The sequence below is a fragment of the Wenyingzhuangia sp. IMCC45574 genome (assembly GCF_054182685.1).
The window spans coordinates 1,092,514-1,110,782 of the sequence record NZ_CM135169.1 but is presented as its reverse complement, the minus strand read 5'-3'; the positions used below and the strand labels follow the sequence as shown (position 1 = coordinate 1,110,782).

Below are 18,269 nucleotides of genomic sequence, written 5' to 3'. Positions count from 1 at the left end.
TTTCTTGTGTGTTACTAATATATCGCTACTCTGTAGCTTTTACTTTAGGAGTAGGCTGTTTGTTATAGTTCGGTTCGGTTTGATTTTTTCTTATGTGTAACTAATATATCGCTACTCTGTAGCTTTTACTTTAGGAGTAGGCTGTTTGTTATAGTTCGGTTCGGTTTGATTTTTTCTTGTGTGTTATTAATATGTCGCTACTCTGTAGCTTTTACTTTAAGAGTAGGCTGTTTGTTATAGTTCTGTTAGGGTTGAGTTATTTCTTATAACTCCGTTAGGAGTGGAATATCCATAGCCTTTAGACGGGTTACATACAATGAGCTCCGTAGGTGCGGTACATATCGCAGAATAAACAGTGGTTTTTAGTATTAAAACGCGGTAAGTGTTGTCTTATGGTTAAAGAAGTGGTTTTATTCTTATGGATATTGCAGCATATGTCAGTGTTGGTAGGGAATGTGTTAAAATAGTGCTGATGTAAGGTTGTCTTCTCAACTAATTTTGTATTAAATCAAAAAAACTAAATATGCGTATAAAGATTCAACCTTTTTCATCCATGCTAAGATGGTGTTGTGTTTTGTTCTCGGTGTTCGTTTTATCTTGTTCATCGGAAACTAAAACGGAGGAAATTTGTTCTAAAGTCTGCAATGCAGGTTATGTACTAAATGACGATTGTAAATGTGTAAAAGGGCCTTGTGAAATAGTTTGCGATGCAGGGTTTGTGTTAGATAGTGACAACTGTAAATGCGAAAAAGAACCCTGTGAAAAAGTTTGTGATGCGGGGTTTGTGTTAAATGCCAATTCGTGTGAGTGTGAAGAAAAAGTAGAAGGAGTTTTTCCGGTATCGGATGCAAATAATACACAAGGTTGGGTGTTGAATGAAGAGTTAACCGATGAGTTTGAAGCCGATGTGTTGGATGAAGATAAATGGTTGGTACAAGGTAGAGGAGGTGTGTATCGTTCTAATTTTAAAGGACGTTTGCCTTGGCAGTACTCTACAGGTAATTTCCGTTTAGAGGATGGAATGCTTAAACTGGTGACCAAACATGAGCCTGATTTTGCATGGATTGGTGTGGCAGAAGAAGATAAAGATAAGTACAAGTACACCACTGCAGGAATCAACACTAAGAAATCATTTAAAAATGGTTACATGGAGATAAAGTGTAAGTTACCCGTAGCAAAGACAGTACATGCCTTCTGGACTACAGGAGATGGTGTGTTGTCTGAGTTGGATGTTTTTGAAGGAATTGGAAAAGGGGACAGGCAGCAATTAATGTGGTCTACGGTTCACGATTGGTCTATTCCAAACCCTAACAAAGTGTGGACGGTTACCAATACGTTACCGTTTAGTATGTCCGATGGTTTTCATGTATACGGAGCAGAATGGGAAAACGACTGGGTTAAGATTTATGCCGATGGTGTTTTGGTAAAAACGGCTACCAGAGATTGGGTGGAGGCTAATGGGATAGATTCTAAAAAATGGCCTATGACCGGACCGCAAAGAGTGTGGATAGATTCTGAGATTTTTCCTTGGTGGGGAGAGCCAGAAATAGCAGATTTACCTGCCGAATTCCACGTAGAATATATGCGAGTATGGCAAAAAGAATAACGGTTGTTTTACAGGTATTGTCTAAAAAACTATTGTTTTAAGTTTTCTATTAATTGTAAATAATCATATTGCAAGTCTTCATGTAGGCTTGCAATTTTTCTTTCTACTAGTTTTAGTTCTCTTATAAACAGGTTTAATAACTGCTGGTTTCTAGTAATAGAAGGAGACATGCTTTTTAATTTCTTGCAAAAGTACAAGAGCAGTTCTACTTCGGTTTCTTTTACATGAGAATAGCGGATATAGGTTTTAACGGTTTTTAAAATTTTTCGTACACTTTTTTTAATGTAAAAGAAAGAAGTGATGTTTATTTTGGCAAACTGTTCGTCTACTTCGTGTTTTATTTCCTGAATGTAGTTTTGTTCGTCGTCACTCTCAAAAAGCAAATAGGTTAACAGTTCTTTGTTTTCCTTTTTAAACTTACTTAAGCGTAATACAATCGGAATTAATTCAGAACGGTCTAGTGCTTCTAGTTCTGTTTTTAACTGTTTAACGGTAGCTGTATCCATACGGCTAAGATAAATGTTTTAAGCCTTAAACGCTACGCTTTGTGCGGTATGCTTTTTAATATTTGGACTTTATTGTAATTTAAAAGAAATAGGAATTCTCATTAATACATTCACCGTTTTTCCTTGTTGGGTTCCGGGTTTCCAGTTGGGCATGCTTTTAACCACTCTTAAGGCTTCTTGGTCTAATTCTTTGGTAACACTTTTGGCTATTTTAATATCCTTTAACATTCCTGTTTTAGCTACTAAAAACTCTACAATTACTTTTCCTTCTATGCCTCGTTTTCTAGATTTTTTTGGATATACAACATTGCGAGATAAATAATTTACCAGCGCACTTTTACCACCTATAAAGCTTGGTTGGGTTTCTACAATTTTAAAAGGTTTGGGTTCTTTTGCGGGAGCATGGCTATCTCCGCTGTCTCCTTCATCCTCATCGGTACTTTCTAGTATCGGTTTGGGTTCTTTAGGCTCTTTTATTTTAACGATTTCTCCTTTGTCCCACTTGGTTTGGCTTTCTTTGCTTCCTTTGTCATCAAAATATTCCCAAAGACCGTCTTTTTTACCTTCCCAATAGCTTCCTTTGATTTTTATTTTTCCGTTGGGATGATACTTTGTATAGCTACCATTTAAAATATTATTGACATAACTGACTTCGTAGTTTTTGGAATTATCTGCTGCATATTCTATATAGAGTCCTGTTCCGTTGGTTAATAACGTTGTTCCAGATTTGCTTTTAAAAAATGAGATAGAAGCCAAGCTACCGTTCTCCCAATTTTTTTTGGTCATCTCATTTCCATTGGAATAATACCCCATCCATGTGCCGTTGTATCTACCGTTTTTATAGTTTCCTTTCCATTTAATAGTACCGTTTTCGTAATAGTCTACATAGGCACCGTCGGTTTTATTGTTGGTAAAATTACGAACCGATTCTTTGTTCCCGTTTTTGTAGTACCACACACATCTATCGTCTGCATGTACATCTCCTGTTTTGTCTTTAAACAAACCACGCATTTGTTTTTCTCCTGTTATCCAGCTGTCTGTAATTTCGTATAAGTTTCCTTCTTTTAAAACCGTTCTCTTATAGGTAGGTTGATAGTCTTTTAAGGTAAGTTTCCAATTTGCATCGTAGTAAGATTCGGTAGCATACAAACTTTCTATAATCTCTTTTAAGTTACTAGCGGTAAGTTGACTGGTGCTTAGCTTTAATTTGGCTGGATTGTCTGAACTTTTTAGTGAGCTAGATGCATAAAAGCCTTTTCTAAAGAATTTAACCTCATTGTTGTAGAACAAGTAAAAGGCGGGAGCTCCTGTTAGTTGGGCAGTTTTAAAAAAGGCTCCCTCTTCATCTATGTACTTTTCGTAAGGCCAACCTTTAATTCCTTTATAGTTTTTTACAAAATCAGTAATAGATTTAAAAGGCCCCATGGTATTTTGATGTTTTCTTTTGTAGCTTTTTTTAAAGGAGGTAGCATTAATATCTGTATTTAATGTTATCACTCTTAGGTTGTGTTCTTTCTTTAAGCTAGCATAGTGTTTTTTAAACTCGTTTAAAATGTCTTCGCAAACAGCACAATACGAATCTGCCCAAGTGGCTATTAAAGTAGGTTGATTTTTTTCTGATTTAGCCAATACTTGGCTAAAGTTTACGCTTTCTCCTTGTATGTTTTTTACCATTATTTTTTGAGAAAAAAGAACAGAAACACATAAGGACAGTACAAGGGTTGTTAGGTGTAGTTTACGCATAGGATAAAGAATTGCATTTAAAAATGTATGTACTTTAGCGGGGGAACTAAGTAGTTTGTTACTTACAGTTGTAGCTTTATATTGCTAATATAAAAATTTTATGCCTTAAGCTCTAGGCTTTATGCTCTAAGCTTTTTTGATTTTAGCATATAGCCTATTGCCTAAAGCATACAGCAAAAAGAAAAATAACCCCTGACACTCTTTGGCATTCTGCGGAATTAGTTTTGTAGTACATTCATTAAAAAACAAAAAAAATATGGAAGTATCTCAACAAAATCCAACAGAAGCAACAGCAAACACAGTAACATTTAAAGCCTTAAACATTGTCGGAATTCAGGTAAGAACCACCAATGGAAAAGGACAAGCTGCCAAAGACATTCCTGCACTATGGCACAGATTTATGGAAGAGGGCATCGCTGCTAAAATTCCGAATAAAGTAGACGAAACTATTTACGGAGTATATACAGATTACGAAGGAGACCACACCAACCCATATACTTTAATTATAGGTTACGAGGTTTCTAGTTTGGACAACATTCCAGAAGAGTTTAGTGTTAAGATAATACCAGAGTCAACCTATGCAAAGTTTACCGCACAAGGAGATTTAACCAAAGAAGCAGTAATTGGTACATGGATGCAAATTTGGAATGCACCTTTAGATAGAAAATACACGGCAGACATAGAAGTATACGATGATAGGGCTGCAGATCCTACCAACGGTGTGGCAGATGTATTGATTGCTATTTAATGAGTAAAGGAACTTACTGTTCATCAAAAAAAAGAAAGAGGTAGTAATTGGCAGCTACCTCTTTCTTGTAATACTTTTTCTTTTTTGCAAATGCTAGCGTACTAGCACCATGTTTATAGGTTGTTATTCTTTAATAAACTTAGCCAGTCCTTTGTCTACATGAAGCAAGTACATCCCTGAACTTAATTTGCTAATATCAATCTGTGCATTGTTTCCAATGGTTTCTGTTAGTACAATTTTTCCATTGGTATTGTATATAAAGGCTTCTTTTCCGTTAAGACTATTGTCTGTTAAGTGTAGAATGTCTTTAACTGGGTTTGGTGTAAAGTTAATTTTATGCTGAATGTCTATAGTACGTACACTTAAGCTTTCGTCTAAAATGATGATATCTTTAACCTGTGTTGCAACTCTCTTGGTGCTATCACCACTAGAGTAAAAATTAATCCACAACCAGTAGAAGTTACCTGTTGGTAGTTCATCTGTAGGAATGGCTCCATCTAAAGGAATACTAGCAGTAGCTGTACCCGATTGTTGACCAATAACACTGGCATCGTTGGCAATATAATCTTTCTTTACTTTCCAGCCGCTATCCAACTCTCGTAACCAGAAACGTACTCCCTTATTATTGTCTGATAGCACCGTATTACCAGAACCTGCATGGAATTCAGCATTAACAATTAATTCTCCATTTTCGTAATACGTAGTGGTTTTGTAGGTGTTAGGATCATCAAAAGAAATGGACGGAGCAGTAAACACATCTACTGTAATTACAGCAGCATCTGTAAAGTTTCCTTCGGCAGTAGTAGCGGTAATAGTTACTGTACCGTTTGCTATGGCTGTTACAGTTCCGTTAGCATTTACCGTTGCTATGCTTTCGTTGCTACTAGACCAAGAATAATTTTGATTGTCTGCATCTGCAGGGCTAATGGTAGCGGTTACTTTTTTAGTATTTCCAACAAACACAGTACTGGTTTCTGGTGTAACTGTAATACCTGTTACCGGAATGGCAAAGAAAGCAATTACGTTTGCGGTAGCCGTTCCTACAATGCTATTGTCTACCGTAGAGGTTGCTGTAATGGTTGCGCTACCTTCTTGTACACCCGTTACGTTTCCGTTAGCATCTACCGTTGCAATACTTTCGTTGCTAGATGCCCATGTAACGGTTGGGTTTGCATTTAAAGGCAGAAAAGAAGGGCTTAAGCTTTCTGTAATTCCTACACGAACTTCTAAAGGAGAAGGGCTTAAGGTAATGGCAGTAGGCGTGGCATCGCTACAATTTTCGGTTTCTGCGGTTTTGGCTAGTTCTGCAGGTAGATCGTCAAAAGCAATTCCTTTGTATAAAATCAATCTATCTAACTGAAAGCCATGAGAACGTCCGCTTAAGTTTAGTGTATACTCACCAGCAGCAGGAAAGATAGCTCTTACCCAAGACTGTGCATGGTTTACTTCTACAGCACCATTTAAGGTAAAATCGTCGGTACTACGACCTACAAATTTGTAAAATTGCCCTAGTACTATATCGTTCTTGTCTTTGTCTCGTCCTTTCCCTATATCATCCGAGAAATAGAACCAAGCATCGTTTCCCAAATCGGAACCTCTTTCTCCTTCGGGTTGTCTCATCATCCATTTAAACGTATAAGTTCCTGGGCTGTTAATTTTAAACGTATAAGAAATATTATTACTAGGATTTACACTACCATACGAGTTAGCTCCATCAAAATAAATGTATTTTCCTCCCGATGCTTTGGTCGCATCGGTTCCTAATTTCCAAGCACCTTTTAGTTCAAAACGTTCGGCTTCAAAAACCAATAAACCGTTTACTTCTTCTACAGTACAAGTTTTTGTATCGCTTTCTACTCCCAAACATTTAAAATCTATAGACCTCCATCTTCCTCTAGCCCAAGCGGTACCTGTTCCTTCTGGAATTTTACCATTGGTATGAGTGTTCGATTCTATTTGTAATACATCTCCCTTTTTAATAGATACATTGCTAAAAGTATGAGTGTGCGGTTGCATGTCTCCACTGGCTTCAACTTCTGGATTTTGAAAAGAACCCACCAAAGAACCGTTTACTTTTACAGTGTAGGTACTTTCTCCATCTTCTTCGGTTAACGAAGTAATGGTAATGTCGTAGGTTCCAGAGTTTCCTTCAAAGGTTTTTTGAGTAGCAGCAACTTGGTCCTTATACATTCCTGCATTTACTCCAATGGCATTTCTACCCGTGTCTTTGTAATGAGGTACAAAACCAGCAACCGTAGCTATTTCAAAATCTTGTATTCCGTTAAAGCTATAATCTACACAACCCTCTGTTGTTAAAGTATTGATTCCGTCTCCAATAAAGGTAGCTAGTTTGGCAGGGTTTCCTACTTCGTCTCCTTTTAGCAAGTACCAAACCATACCAGCATCTGATATGTCTGCTTCTTTCCCTCCTGGAATTTGCATTCGGGTATACAACCAACGCATGCTTTCGTCTGCACTGTTACGCATCCAGTGGTAAGGTGTAAAATTATCGTTAGAACACCATTTTAAGGCTGGGTTATCACAAGCATTTTGATCTTGGATTTTGGTGTATTGAATGCGGTCTCCACTTAGTGCAATGGTTTGTGCCATGGTGTGGTGTGCAAATCTACGCAAGTGATCGTCGTTGTAACCACTATGAGAAATAACATATACATGCGACAAAGCTTCTAAATTACCTGCATCTATGGTTTGTTTAACTGCTAAATAAAAGAATTCGGCAGGTCCCATATGAATAAAATACAAAGGATCCGAAGCTGTAGATTTTTTAAGTTCGTTGGCTAGGTGTGTAATGGCTACTGCGTGGTCTGCAGATGCATCAAAAAAACGAGAGCTGTCAAAGTTCCAACGCTGAATAGCACCATCTACACTGTTTTTCATGTGGTTGGTTTCTGTGGTGTGCGGTGGTGCTCCAATAAAGTTGTTGTAAGAAAAATGAACCAACTTGTCTTGTAGTGCTGCTTTGGCAATCATGGCCAATGCTGCGGGTGTTCCTGCCCAATCGTCCGGATCGGCTCTAGGCCATCTGGCCTCTGCATGGTTGTCTGCTTGTTTGTTTCCGTCTGCACTTATTGCAATTCTGTGGTTGTTGTATCCTAAGGATTGTGCAAAGAATGGCAGTGCTACTAAAAAGCACAACAGTAAGGTAAGTTTTTTCATTTGTGTGGTTGGTTGGTGGTTTGTTTAAGGCTGTATATTGCTTTTGATGAAAGCAATAAGTTTGGTTGTGGCTAAATTAGCTAGTGGAGTGACTTTTGTTTGCAAAGACCCATTTACAAGGACTTTACTGCTCTAGAAAAGGACTTTACTATTACTTAACTTTAGTGTATATGAGGGAGATAGGGCTGTTAAACTTATGTTCTAGTGGTTTAAGTGTAGTGTGTTGATAAACAGCGAGTTTTGAGTTGTTTTTTTTACAGAGAAAGCTTCTTTGTTAAGGGGATGTTTAGATTTTTTATTTTACTATTTAAGAATATGTGTTAAACGTTTGGTTTTATTAGGAGTCTTAAAAATTATGAAAGCTATACTTGATAACATTCTAAAGAATTTACTGTTTTATTGTTTTTTATGCACGCTTAGTTTGCTGGGGCAAACAACTTGTGAAAAAGGCTTGCAAGACTGGGGTAAATACGAAAGTGTTAAACAAGAAGCCATTCAGCGAATAGAAAAGTATCGCAAAGGGAACGTAGTAGTGCGCATGCAGTTACCCAATGGAGAGTTAGCTACCAATGGAACCGCAAAGGTTTCATTAAAACGTCATGCTTTTAAGTGGGGAGCAGTGGTGAATCAATACTTTGCAACTTCTCCTTATGCAGATAGGTACAAAGCCCTTTTTTTAAAATACTTTAATGCTACCGGTTTTACCGTGGCCTTAAAACCTAAGTTTAGAAACAAACCCATAGAAGCCAAAGCCGAAAATATTTCCATGCCTTGGTTTTTAGCAAACGACTTTTATGTAAGAGGGCATACCTTGTTTTGGGACAACGACAAGTTTATGCGACCTGAAGACAAAGCAATTTATAACACCCCCGATTTATCCGATACAGAGAAAGGAGCACTTTTGCTAGCCTCTTGTAAAAAACACTTTGTACATGCCATACCCAAATGGAACGTGCAATGTTGGGATGTAAGTAACGAACCTATAGGCAACAACAAAGTAAACAAGCTGTTTGCTAATAAGGATACTCATGTACATTGGTTTCAACTAGCAGATAGCATTCGCAAAGTGCATGGAAAAGACAAGGTACAGTTGTTTCAAAACGACTATCAGGTAATTACTGCCATTGCACCTTGGGCCTTAAGTTTGCGTAAAAAAGGTTATAAAGGAATAGGGAGACCCGCTATTTACAAAGAAACCATTCGCAAACAATTGGCTTTGGGAGCACCCATAGAGGGCATCGGATTTCAGTCTAGAATTAAGATGGGCTTGCTAAGCCCAGATAGCATTTACCAACGCTTGTGTAGTTTTGATGAGTTTAATTTGCCTTATCATGCCACAGAGTTTGAGATTAGAGATGATAAAAAACGCTATGTATATACCGATGCTGAACGAAGGTTGTTAACCGAATATATGATGGTACTTTATTTTAGCCATCCCAAAGTAGAAGGATTTTGGCATTGGACCTTTTTAGACAAACCCAAAGGAGGCTTGGACTATCCTTTGTTTAATTACGATGGAACTCCCAAAGTAAACGGACAAAAGTGGATGGAGTTAATGGATGGTTTTTTAACGACTCAAAAAGAACTAAGCACCAATGCCCATGGAGAAGTTCAGGTAAAAGGCTATTATGGAAGTTACCAGGTGGAGGTGGAGCACCAAGGAAAACAGTATACAGGAACTTTTCAACTGGAAAAAGGAGCTGAGCATCAGGAAATAAGCGTAGTTTTAAGAATAGAAAACGAGCAATAGAATAGACCGTTTTTGGGGTACATTGTAGTACGTGAATAGCCCCAATGTCAAAAAAAGTGTCAAGTTTTTTGTCAACTTTTTTTAAAACTTGACAATTCTAGAAAAACAGCCAAAAACTTGACAAAAACCAAAAAGGCAGCTCAGCCCTTTGTTTCTCTAGGTTTTAGGTGAAATGTCCTTTACTTATTTGTCAAGTTTTTCTAAAAAAAGTGAACTTTTTGCATTTTGTACTAAAAAAAGCCCTTTTAAGAACCCGCATAAACATTGAAGGTTTGAACACTTTTTGAACAAGTGTTCACCTACTTGTTTAAACACTTGTTGAACAAATTTTTTACAATACCCAGATAAACACTAAGGATTGTAAGTGCAAACTGTAAAAAGTGGTACTTAAATATTGTCAAAAAAAAATGCGAACACTTTTTGCCACTAGCTTTACAGTGTAGCTCCCATTGGAGTTATCTCTCTAAAACAAATGAAAAAGAAAGAGAGTCATTTTTAAAAAGTTGTATTATGTTAAAAGTAATTTCAGTACAAAAGATCAACCCGCAAGACAGAGCAGCGGACAAAAAGTTTTATTTACAAACCATTTCTAAAGATTTAGTAGACATAGACCGTATGGCTACGCTAATCGCTCGTCAGAGTACGGTAAGCGAAATAGACTGTAAAGCCGTAATTACTGCTTTGGCAGTACATACCATAGACCAGTTAGAGCAGGGTAGAACCGTGCATTTGGGCGAAATGGGAACGTTTAAAGTAGGGGTAAGCTCAGAAGGTGTAGCTTCTGAAGAAGAAGTGTCTGTAGACCAGATTGTTAAAAGACGTTTAAATTTTAGAGCCAGTCCTAGAATGAAGAAAATGCTAGCCACGGTTAAAAGTCAGTTAGCTTCTTAACGGCTAAGCAAGCCCGTAAAATTCATCCCGAAAGCAACACTGCTTTCGGGATTTTTTATGCTTTTTACCCAAAAAGCACCGTATGGCAATCTATTCCCACTAGTGTGGCAATGGTTTACCACACTAGTGGGAATTTTTTTTGACTATAGTCACAATCATTTGCCATACGTGTGGGGATTTGGGGAGCTACTAAGCTTTTTTTTGAAAGAAAAATGGAGTGTTTTAGTTAGTAAAGGAGCGTTGTTGTTTTAACTATATTGATTTTTATGTGTTCTAATAGTGTTGTTTTGTAAGTATAGTGTTGGGTGATTCTTTTTTTAGATGGCGGATTTGGTTCTAAAGTACTAGGGTTTTGTGTTTTGGATTGGTTATATTTGGATTGATAACTGTAGATTTTTAGTACGTATAATAAGTTGTAAGTAAAGCTAAAAAAGAAAAAAATGATATTTGAAAGAGGACATTTTAGAGCTAGTGAAGTAGAGGAAAGAACTATAAATCTATCCTTATCTGAATCTCGGAATTATAGTTTTAAAAATAAAATTGAATATAAACCTACTGTTTTCCTTTCTCACAAACATAGTGATTTGAAAGATTTAAAAGGAGTAATGGGAATGTTAGAAAATTTAGGAGCAAAAATTTACATTGATAGCATGGATAATAACATGCCAAATGAAACTTCAGGAGAAACTGCTGCTAGGATAAAGGAAGTGATAAAATATTGCAAAAAATTTATTTTACTAGCCACTGAAAAAGCTATTGAATCTTATTGGTGTAATTGGGAATTAGGAATTGGAGATACACATCGTTTCATTCAACATATCGCAATAATACCTATAAAGGAAAATGGAGAATATGATTTTGAATACAAAGGAAACGAATACTTGCAGATATATCCGAGTATAGATTATGAGGATGGAACTAATAGATATATGAGGAGTAAAGAGTTGATACCTAAAGGTTATTATGTATGTAAACCTGAAAATAAACAAGGTGTTAGATATATTACTCCACTAAAAAAATGGTTAAATGACTGATACAAATAAGAAAGAAATTATTTTACATAAAGAAATTGATTTAGTTCAAAATATTATCTCTCGAATGGCGAGTAATTCATTTTTACTAAAAGCATGGTTAGTTTCCCTTGTAGCTATTTTACTTGCTTTAAATAAAGAAACTATCGTAGCTACGAATCTTAATATTTTCAGTGTAATTATTATAATTCCTGTTTTAATTTTTTGGTACTTGGATGCTTTTTTTCTTCACAAAGAAAAATGCTATATAAAACTCTATGAATGGATTATTAACAATCGAGAAACTTCTGACCAATATAAATATGATTTGAACTATAAGAGATTTATAAACGAAGAAAAATCAATATTTAGAATAATGCTGTCTGAAACATTAGTTCTTTTTTATGGATTAATCGTTATTTGTCTAATCTTCTTAACTTTATATAATTGGTTTATAATTAAATAAAACGCTCAACTTACAACAACGCATATAAAAAATAGCGGCTTTATTCTAAACCGAAACTTTATTTTTCTAAATCTAGCTTATTGAAAAAGACGAAAGGTACTGGTTTAGAATTCGCTACTTATCATATGCAAACTCGTTGGCTTACATTAAAAATTGCAAATAAAAAAAATGAATAATGAAAAGGAATTTGAATACATCAAATACTACAGATCAAAGCGAGAAATAAATTTTAGACATAAACCGACAATCAAATCTAAAATAATTGAAGTCTTAAATCCAAACGATACATTAAAGGTAATCGACTCAACAAAGAATTGGTATCATGTACAAAATTTGAGAAATGGTAACATCGGTTACGCTTCAAAAAAATATATTGAGAAAGTTGTAATAAAAAAAGAGTTACTTCCTCAAACAAAAAATAACTTTCAAAATGAAATCATTATAAGCTTCATTTTTTTCTTCATTCTTATTGTCTCAAAAATTATTTCGAATAAAAAAATAAATGGTTTAAATTCAAAAATATCTGAATTTAGACCAATACAAACCTTAGATAAGGAAATAGAAGAGCTTCAAGAAAGTTTAAATACCTTAAAAGAAGATTACACGAAAAACACTCAAAGTTTAGAATATGAATTCCTTAACAACAAGGAGAAACTTGAGGATGAATATAAAAACGCTAGAATAGTTTATGAAAAATTGCTTGAAAACATTAATTTTTACACAAGTCAAAATCATATAATTGAAAGTGGACTTTATGAACCAATATTTGATTATGAAACAAGTGAGGCCTACAAAGTTAAAATGATATCAATTATTGATTCACAAAAGAAACTTGTAAAAGATAAAAAGGCTTGTATTTGTGAAACAGAATGGACAATTAACGGTTCAAAAAGAGAGGGAACTAAAAGTACTAACAGAATAATACGATTATCTCTTAGAGCATTCAATGGAGAATGTTCCTCCTTAATTTCAAAAGTTCGTTGGAATAACATAAATAACTTGGAAGAGAGAATTAGAAAAAGCTTTACAGCTATTAATAAGTTTAACGAAGTAAATGTAATTAGTTTAACAAATGAATATCTAGATTTGAAGATTAAAGAACTAAAAATAACACATGAATACAATCTAAAAAAACACGAAGAAAAAGAAGAATTAAGAAATCAACGAGCAGAAATTAGGGAAGAAGAAAGAGCCAGAAGAGAATATGAAAAAGTTCAAAAAGAATCTGAACTACAAAAGAAAGTTTATGAAAAGGCTCTGGAAGAAGCTAGAAAAGAGTTAGGTTTAATTTCCGAGGAGGAGCAATCACATTTACTTAATAAAATTTCTAATCTTGAAAATGAACTTCTTATAGTAAAAGAAAAATCTGAAAGAGCATTATCTATGGCTCAACAAACTAAAAGAGGTCACGTTTATGTTGTTTCTAACTTAGGTTCTTTTGGTGAAAATATTTATAAAATAGGTATGACACGAAGATTAGACCCTTATGATAGAGTTAAAGAACTTGGAGATGCTTCAGTACCATTTTTATTTGATACTCATGCTATGATTTATACTGAAGATGCTCCAAAATTAGAGAAAATACTACATCAAAAATTTGAAAGTAAAAGACTAAACAAGGTTAATTATAGAAAAGAATATTTCAATGTGACAATTGATGAAGTCGAGGAATGCATTAAAGAAAATTTTGAAAGTGAGTTTGAATTTTATAAAAATTCTGAAGCTTCAGAGTATAAAAGAACACTTGAAATTTTAAAAAAAGAAACAAATATTGAAATTCAAACAAAACAAGAATTAAACAAACCACTAATAGATAATAACGAGTTCCCTGAAACACTATTCTAATAACGATAAGCCAACATCGCATAACGTTAATTTGGGCTTTGTCCTAAGCTTAAAGTTCAGTACTTTTAAATAAGATTGGTTTCGGCTGAAAAAGTTCTGTTTTTAAAACCAAAACTTAGCTTATTAAACTCGTTGAAGTTAATTTGATAAAATGAAAACTTTGGATTTTGAAATAAGTCAATCAATTGAGACAATCCTTAAAGCAGAAATTACCAAAGGGAATAGGATTGTAGAATCAAGTAAAGGATGGCCAGAAAAAGAATCTACTTTAGTAATATTGGAAAGACCATTTCATAAAAAGTATAATCTTGAAAATCTTGAATACTTAGAAATAAATGACCCTCATTATTGGAAAGAGCAGTATTATGACAATAATAATAAACAAACGATAGCATGTAGATTTTAATGGTTATGAAACTCTGGAAAACTGAAATAAAAGAAACCTCTAACAATGTCTATAAATTGATAATGACTCATAAACTTGGGTCTGTAATAGAGAAAACGGGTGCTGATATAGAAAAAATAAAAAGTGAGGCATTAGAAGATGCTACCAAGATTGAAAAAGATATTCAAAGAAAACTTAAAAACGAACCACGACAAAATCTAAACAGCATTATGACTAACCAATAATCTAATGAGTTTATTTAAAAAAATGTTTTCATCAACAAGCTCTGAATTTAAAATTAATCGTACTAAACAACTCTACGAAATTGATGATAAAATCAGAAGAGAATTTTATGAACACTTGTACAAGTGTTCATCAGAAAAAGTAATTGAAATAATTGAAAAGGAAAAGATAGATGTTAATAGTTTTACGAATTCGGACAAATCTTGTAATCTATTAATACAAGTAATTAGTGACTGTGCATCTGAACAAAAGGGGACTGAAAATCACGTCAGGTTAATTTCTTACTTGATTGATAACGGAGCTGAAATTGATACAAAATCGGCTGACGGCTATAATGCATTAGAAATCGCTTTATCATATCACAATCTGTCAAATATATCTTTGATTTTAATTAAAACAGGAAAAGTAGAAATTAACTCGACCGAAAAAAACGGAAATAATCCAATATTTACAGCAATTAGAGAATATGGTTTGACTTGGAGAGAGGAACAGAAAGAAGTGAATCAATTGAGGTTTGAGATAATAGAAGAACTTCTGAATCGTGGAGCAGATTTAGATAAAATAAATAATCACGGAATAACAGCAAGAAAGTGGCTGGAAAGAATTTCAGAAGATGATAGATTACATAGTTTAATTGAAGAATTTGACAAAAAATAATATAGTACAACAAATAATAAGTTCCCCTTTCGGCTTTGTTTGTAGTGTTTAGTTCGCTATTTTTAAAGGAATTGAGAGGAAGATGTTTTGCTTGGATTGTAATAGATATTCAACTTCTTAATCTCGGTGGTAGTTATTAAAAGAAAATGACAAGAATTGTATTAGTAGTATTGATATCGTTGATATCGTTGATATCTCAGATAGGTTTTGGACAAAATCGAAAGCTTCATATTAAAAAGTATGTAAATGGAGAGAACTCCCTTTGGTATAAGTGGAGAATGGAACTTTGTGCTAAAACTGAACTTGACAGTGTTCAGAATTCAGAGTATAATTGGCATTTTAGACTTTGGACAAATAAACAAGCAATAGATGTTTGGAAAGATTTAGAGGGGAAATCTTTTGGGAAAGTAACTAGCTGGGTAGTAGAAAATACACCTTATGAGGAAGAGCCTACCAATAGAATATTTTCTGAGAGCAAAGCTTTGGATTCTATTAGTATAAATAGGCTGATTGGACTTGTTGATTCTACTCGCATTAAGAGTATACCTGATGAAGATGCTATTGAGGGTTGGGAGCAAGGGTTTGATGGTGTAACTTACATGATTGAAACGGCAGATTCCGATGCATACTTTTTTAAGACTTATTGGACACCAAGAGCACAAGACTCTTTGAAAGAAGCTATTGTTGTTCAGAATTTTGCAGATAGAAGTTTAGAAATAATTAAGGCAAAAGAAATTTGGACTGATTTTACTTCAAAAATACCGTTTGAATGTTATAGAGATGGGGGAATAATGATTGGATGCAAAATTCTTACCAGAAGAGAGAAGAAAAAATATAAAAAAGAAAGAAAAAACTACCGCAAACAAAAGTTATAGAACTAAAGAAAGCTGAAAAATTAGAATTGTACCTATGAACATCATAAAAAAGAGATTTGAAGAATTGTCAACTACAGAGTTGTACAAAATCTTACAATTAAGATTTGAGGTTTTTGTGGTAGAACAGCAATGTATTTACAATGAGTTTGATGATAAAGACTATATTTCTACGCACTATTTTATACAACAAAACGAAAGCATTATAGCCTATCTAAGAGTGTATAAAAAAGATGCTATTGTAGCTTCTTTCGGGAGAGTGGTGATTCATAAAAGCCAAAGAAAAAAAGGGCTTGCCAACTTGTTAATTCAGACAGTAATAGAAGATACCCAACAAAAAGTGAATGTTGAGAAAATAGTAATTGAAGCCCAAGAGCACTTGAAAGATTTCTACGCTGTATTCGGGTTTAGACAAGTGTCAGAACCTTATGATGACTGTGGTATTATGCATATTGATATGGAGTTAGAGTCGAGTATGGGGTAGCAACGTGTGACTGCTTCGTACCTCGCAGTGACAGTGGCAGCGGGTATCGTTAATACGAGTCAAGATTCTGGACTCAGGAGTTGGTTTTAAGAATTTGTTGTGTATCGTCTTGATTCGTGATTTTTGTATCGAGATTATATAATTAAGTACCAATACCTTGGGATTTATTTTATGCTTTGTAGCTAAGCCAAACTTCAGTACTTTTAAAAAAAATAGTAGATAAACCCGTTGTTAAAATTGCAAATGAAATTCTTTAAAAATTTATTTTCAGCTAAAAAAGAAACGACTCTCCCAGTAATTACAAACGATGCTGACTTTTGGAAGTGGTTTGAGAGTAACGAGAGTACGTTCTTTAAAGTAATAGATACTCAGAACAATGTAGCTGTAAACTTTTTGGATAAAATACTACCACAATTAAAAACCTTAGATGAAAATTACTGGGTTTTGTGCGGAATGTATTCAGATGAGGTGGCTGAATTAATCATTACGGTAGATGGTGAAATTAAAGACTTTTATAAGGTAGAGGAGTTGATAGAAAAATCACCACAATTAAAGAACTGGAAATTTACAGCACACAAGCCTGGGAACGATATTAAAAATTGTGAAATTAACATGTATGACTTTATTTTTAGCAAAGAGACTTTGTCTTTTTGTGTAGAAGAGTCTAAGAAATATCCCGATGAAATAGATTTGGTAATTACTCATAAGGAAATAACGGAAGGTAACTATGAATCCATAGGAAATGGTATCTATATATTTTTAGAAAATTATTTGGGTGAACTAAAATTTGCTGAAACTATCGATAATGTTTCCATTCGTGAAAGAAAAGAAAACGAAGATTTCATTCCCATTGATAAGTTGAAAGATTATTTATTGTGGAGAGAGAAAGAGTTTATTGAAAAGTACGATGGTATAAGAGTAAATACAGAAGATGATACTTATTCATCATTTGAATGGAAAGCAGGGGATGCAGAATTGCCACTATTTGCTGTTATGAATACAGATTTGTTGCATTGGGATGCCAAAGCTTCTCATCAGTGGTTTGTAAAAATTGTGATTGAATATAATGGGGAAGAAAATAATGGTTTGCCTACTAAAAAGGACTATGAGTTACTAGATGAAATTGAGAATGAAATCAATAAAAAATTAGTGGACAAAGACGGTCACTTGAATATTGGGAGAGAAACGGGTGCGAACCAAAGGGTTATTTACGTGGCAAATACAGAATATAGACATGTTTCTAAAGTAATGCATGATATCAAATATATCTACGAAAGCTACTTTACAATAGATTTTAGTATTTATAAAGACAAGTACTGGATGACTTTAAAGAGTTTTGAATAAATTTTCTTGACTATGAAACCCTACTATTACTTTATATTCAGTTTGTTTTTGGTTAGCTGTGCTAAAAAAGCAAGCAAAGAAAATACTTTGGGAGTATATACAGAAATGCCTGTTACAAACGAAGTAGAAAGTCCTGTAACTAAACCAAGCAACGACGTTACCAAGGAGTTAAAGTCAATGGAGGAAATAGCTTTGGAGTTTATCAATGGGTATACGGAAAATTGTAACCAATTAAACAAGGCCATTGGAGTGCTAGACTGGGTGTATGCCAACCCAAATACAAGTAAAGCATTACAATCAGCGTTAAGCAACATACTAGAAAAGGCAGAGAGAGAAAACCCAGGCTATGGTTTAGGCTTTGATCCTATTTTTAACGCACAAGATTTTCCAGAAGTTGGTTTTGTATTGGTGAATTCAGATATGGAGAAAGGTATTGTGAATGTTAAGGGTAAAGGAATAGAGGACTTTGAGATAAAAATTAAAATGCTCAAAGAAAAAGGGAAATGGTTGGTGAATGGAGTTGGAATTGTGAACATGTAATT

The 18,269-nt window shown here is 34.4% G+C and carries 17 protein-coding genes; 14 read left to right on the top strand and 3 right to left on the bottom strand.

The window, feature by feature from the left end:
• The first annotated feature begins 523 nt into the window (after positions 1-523).
• The gene (locus ACXHHC_RS04740) at positions 524-1,606 is read left to right on the top strand and encodes a glycoside hydrolase family 16 protein (protein ID WP_458228506.1); all 1,083 of its coding nucleotides are present in this window, start codon (positions 524-526) and stop codon (positions 1,604-1,606) included.
• A 29-nt stretch (positions 1,607-1,635) separates the two neighbouring features.
• On the opposite strand, the gene ACXHHC_RS04735 is transcribed toward ACXHHC_RS04740, so the two are convergent.
• On the bottom strand, positions 1,636-2,112 hold the full coding sequence (locus tag ACXHHC_RS04735; RefSeq protein ID WP_458228505.1) for a hypothetical protein: 477 nt from the start codon (positions 2,110-2,112) through the stop codon (positions 1,636-1,638).
• 69 nt (positions 2,113-2,181) lie between these two features.
• Entirely contained in the window at positions 2,182-3,786 is a 1,605-nt protein-coding gene (locus ACXHHC_RS04730; protein ID WP_458228504.1) for a TonB family protein, read from the bottom strand.
• A gap of 325 nt (positions 3,787-4,111) precedes the next feature.
• Between ACXHHC_RS04730 and ACXHHC_RS04725 the strand changes: the two genes are divergently transcribed.
• Positions 4,112-4,603: a GyrI-like domain-containing protein gene (locus tag ACXHHC_RS04725; RefSeq protein WP_458228503.1), complete on the top strand. Its 492-nt coding sequence runs from the start codon at positions 4,112-4,114 to the stop codon at positions 4,601-4,603.
• Between the two features lie 123 nt (positions 4,604-4,726).
• On the opposite strand, the gene ACXHHC_RS04720 is transcribed toward ACXHHC_RS04725, so the two are convergent.
• Positions 4,727-7,780 carry an Ig-like domain-containing protein gene (locus ACXHHC_RS04720; protein WP_458228502.1) on the bottom strand — a complete coding sequence of 1,018 codons (3,054 nt, stop codon included), beginning with the start codon at positions 7,778-7,780 and terminating at the stop codon, positions 4,727-4,729.
• 355 nt (positions 7,781-8,135) lie between these two features.
• On the opposite strand from ACXHHC_RS04720, the gene ACXHHC_RS04715 reads away from it, so the two are divergent.
• The 12 genes from ACXHHC_RS04715 (at position 8,136) to ACXHHC_RS04660 (ending at position 18,267) form a co-directional block, all read left to right on the top strand.
• Positions 8,136-9,530, top strand: a complete 1,395-nt coding sequence (locus ACXHHC_RS04715; RefSeq protein WP_458228501.1) for an endo-1,4-beta-xylanase — start codon at positions 8,136-8,138, stop codon at positions 9,528-9,530.
• 510 nt (positions 9,531-10,040) lie between these two features.
• Entirely contained in the window at positions 10,041-10,421 is a 381-nt protein-coding gene (locus ACXHHC_RS04710) for an HU family DNA-binding protein (RefSeq protein WP_458228155.1), read from the top strand.
• A gap of 440 nt (positions 10,422-10,861) precedes the next feature.
• Positions 10,862-11,455, top strand: a complete 594-nt coding sequence (locus ACXHHC_RS04705) for a TIR domain-containing protein (RefSeq protein ID WP_458228500.1) — start codon at positions 10,862-10,864, stop codon at positions 11,453-11,455.
• A complete protein-coding gene (locus tag ACXHHC_RS04700) occupies positions 11,448-11,897 on the top strand; it encodes a hypothetical protein (protein WP_458228499.1) in 450 nt (149 codons plus the stop codon). The genes ACXHHC_RS04705 and ACXHHC_RS04700 overlap by 8 nt, the downstream gene beginning before the upstream one ends.
• 168 nt (positions 11,898-12,065) lie before the next feature.
• Positions 12,066-13,742: a DUF4041 domain-containing protein gene (locus ACXHHC_RS04695; protein WP_458228498.1), complete on the top strand. Its 1,677-nt coding sequence runs from the start codon at positions 12,066-12,068 to the stop codon at positions 13,740-13,742.
• Positions 13,743-13,893: 151 nt separating this feature from the next.
• On the top strand, positions 13,894-14,148 hold the full coding sequence (locus ACXHHC_RS04690; RefSeq protein ID WP_458228497.1) for a hypothetical protein: 255 nt from the start codon (positions 13,894-13,896) through the stop codon (positions 14,146-14,148).
• Between the two features lie 5 nt (positions 14,149-14,153).
• Complete coding sequence (locus tag ACXHHC_RS04685; RefSeq protein ID WP_458228496.1) at positions 14,154-14,372, top strand: hypothetical protein; 219 nt, start codon at positions 14,154-14,156, stop codon at positions 14,370-14,372.
• 4 nt (positions 14,373-14,376) lie between these two features.
• Positions 14,377-15,027 (top strand): ankyrin repeat domain-containing protein, encoded by a 651-nt coding sequence (locus ACXHHC_RS04680; protein WP_458228495.1) that lies wholly within the window; start codon positions 14,377-14,379, stop codon positions 15,025-15,027.
• A 146-nt stretch (positions 15,028-15,173) separates the two neighbouring features.
• A complete protein-coding gene (locus ACXHHC_RS04675; RefSeq protein WP_458228494.1) occupies positions 15,174-15,902 on the top strand; it encodes a hypothetical protein in 729 nt (242 codons plus the stop codon).
• A 34-nt stretch (positions 15,903-15,936) separates the two neighbouring features.
• Complete coding sequence (locus ACXHHC_RS04670) at positions 15,937-16,383, top strand: GNAT family N-acetyltransferase (RefSeq protein WP_458228493.1); 447 nt, start codon at positions 15,937-15,939, stop codon at positions 16,381-16,383.
• A gap of 243 nt (positions 16,384-16,626) precedes the next feature.
• On the top strand, positions 16,627-17,727 hold the full coding sequence (locus ACXHHC_RS04665) for a DUF695 domain-containing protein (RefSeq protein WP_458228492.1): 1,101 nt from the start codon (positions 16,627-16,629) through the stop codon (positions 17,725-17,727).
• Positions 17,728-17,739: 12 nt separating this feature from the next.
• A complete protein-coding gene (locus ACXHHC_RS04660; protein WP_458228491.1) occupies positions 17,740-18,267 on the top strand; it encodes a hypothetical protein in 528 nt (175 codons plus the stop codon).
• The last annotated feature ends 2 nt before the right edge of the window (positions 18,268-18,269 follow it).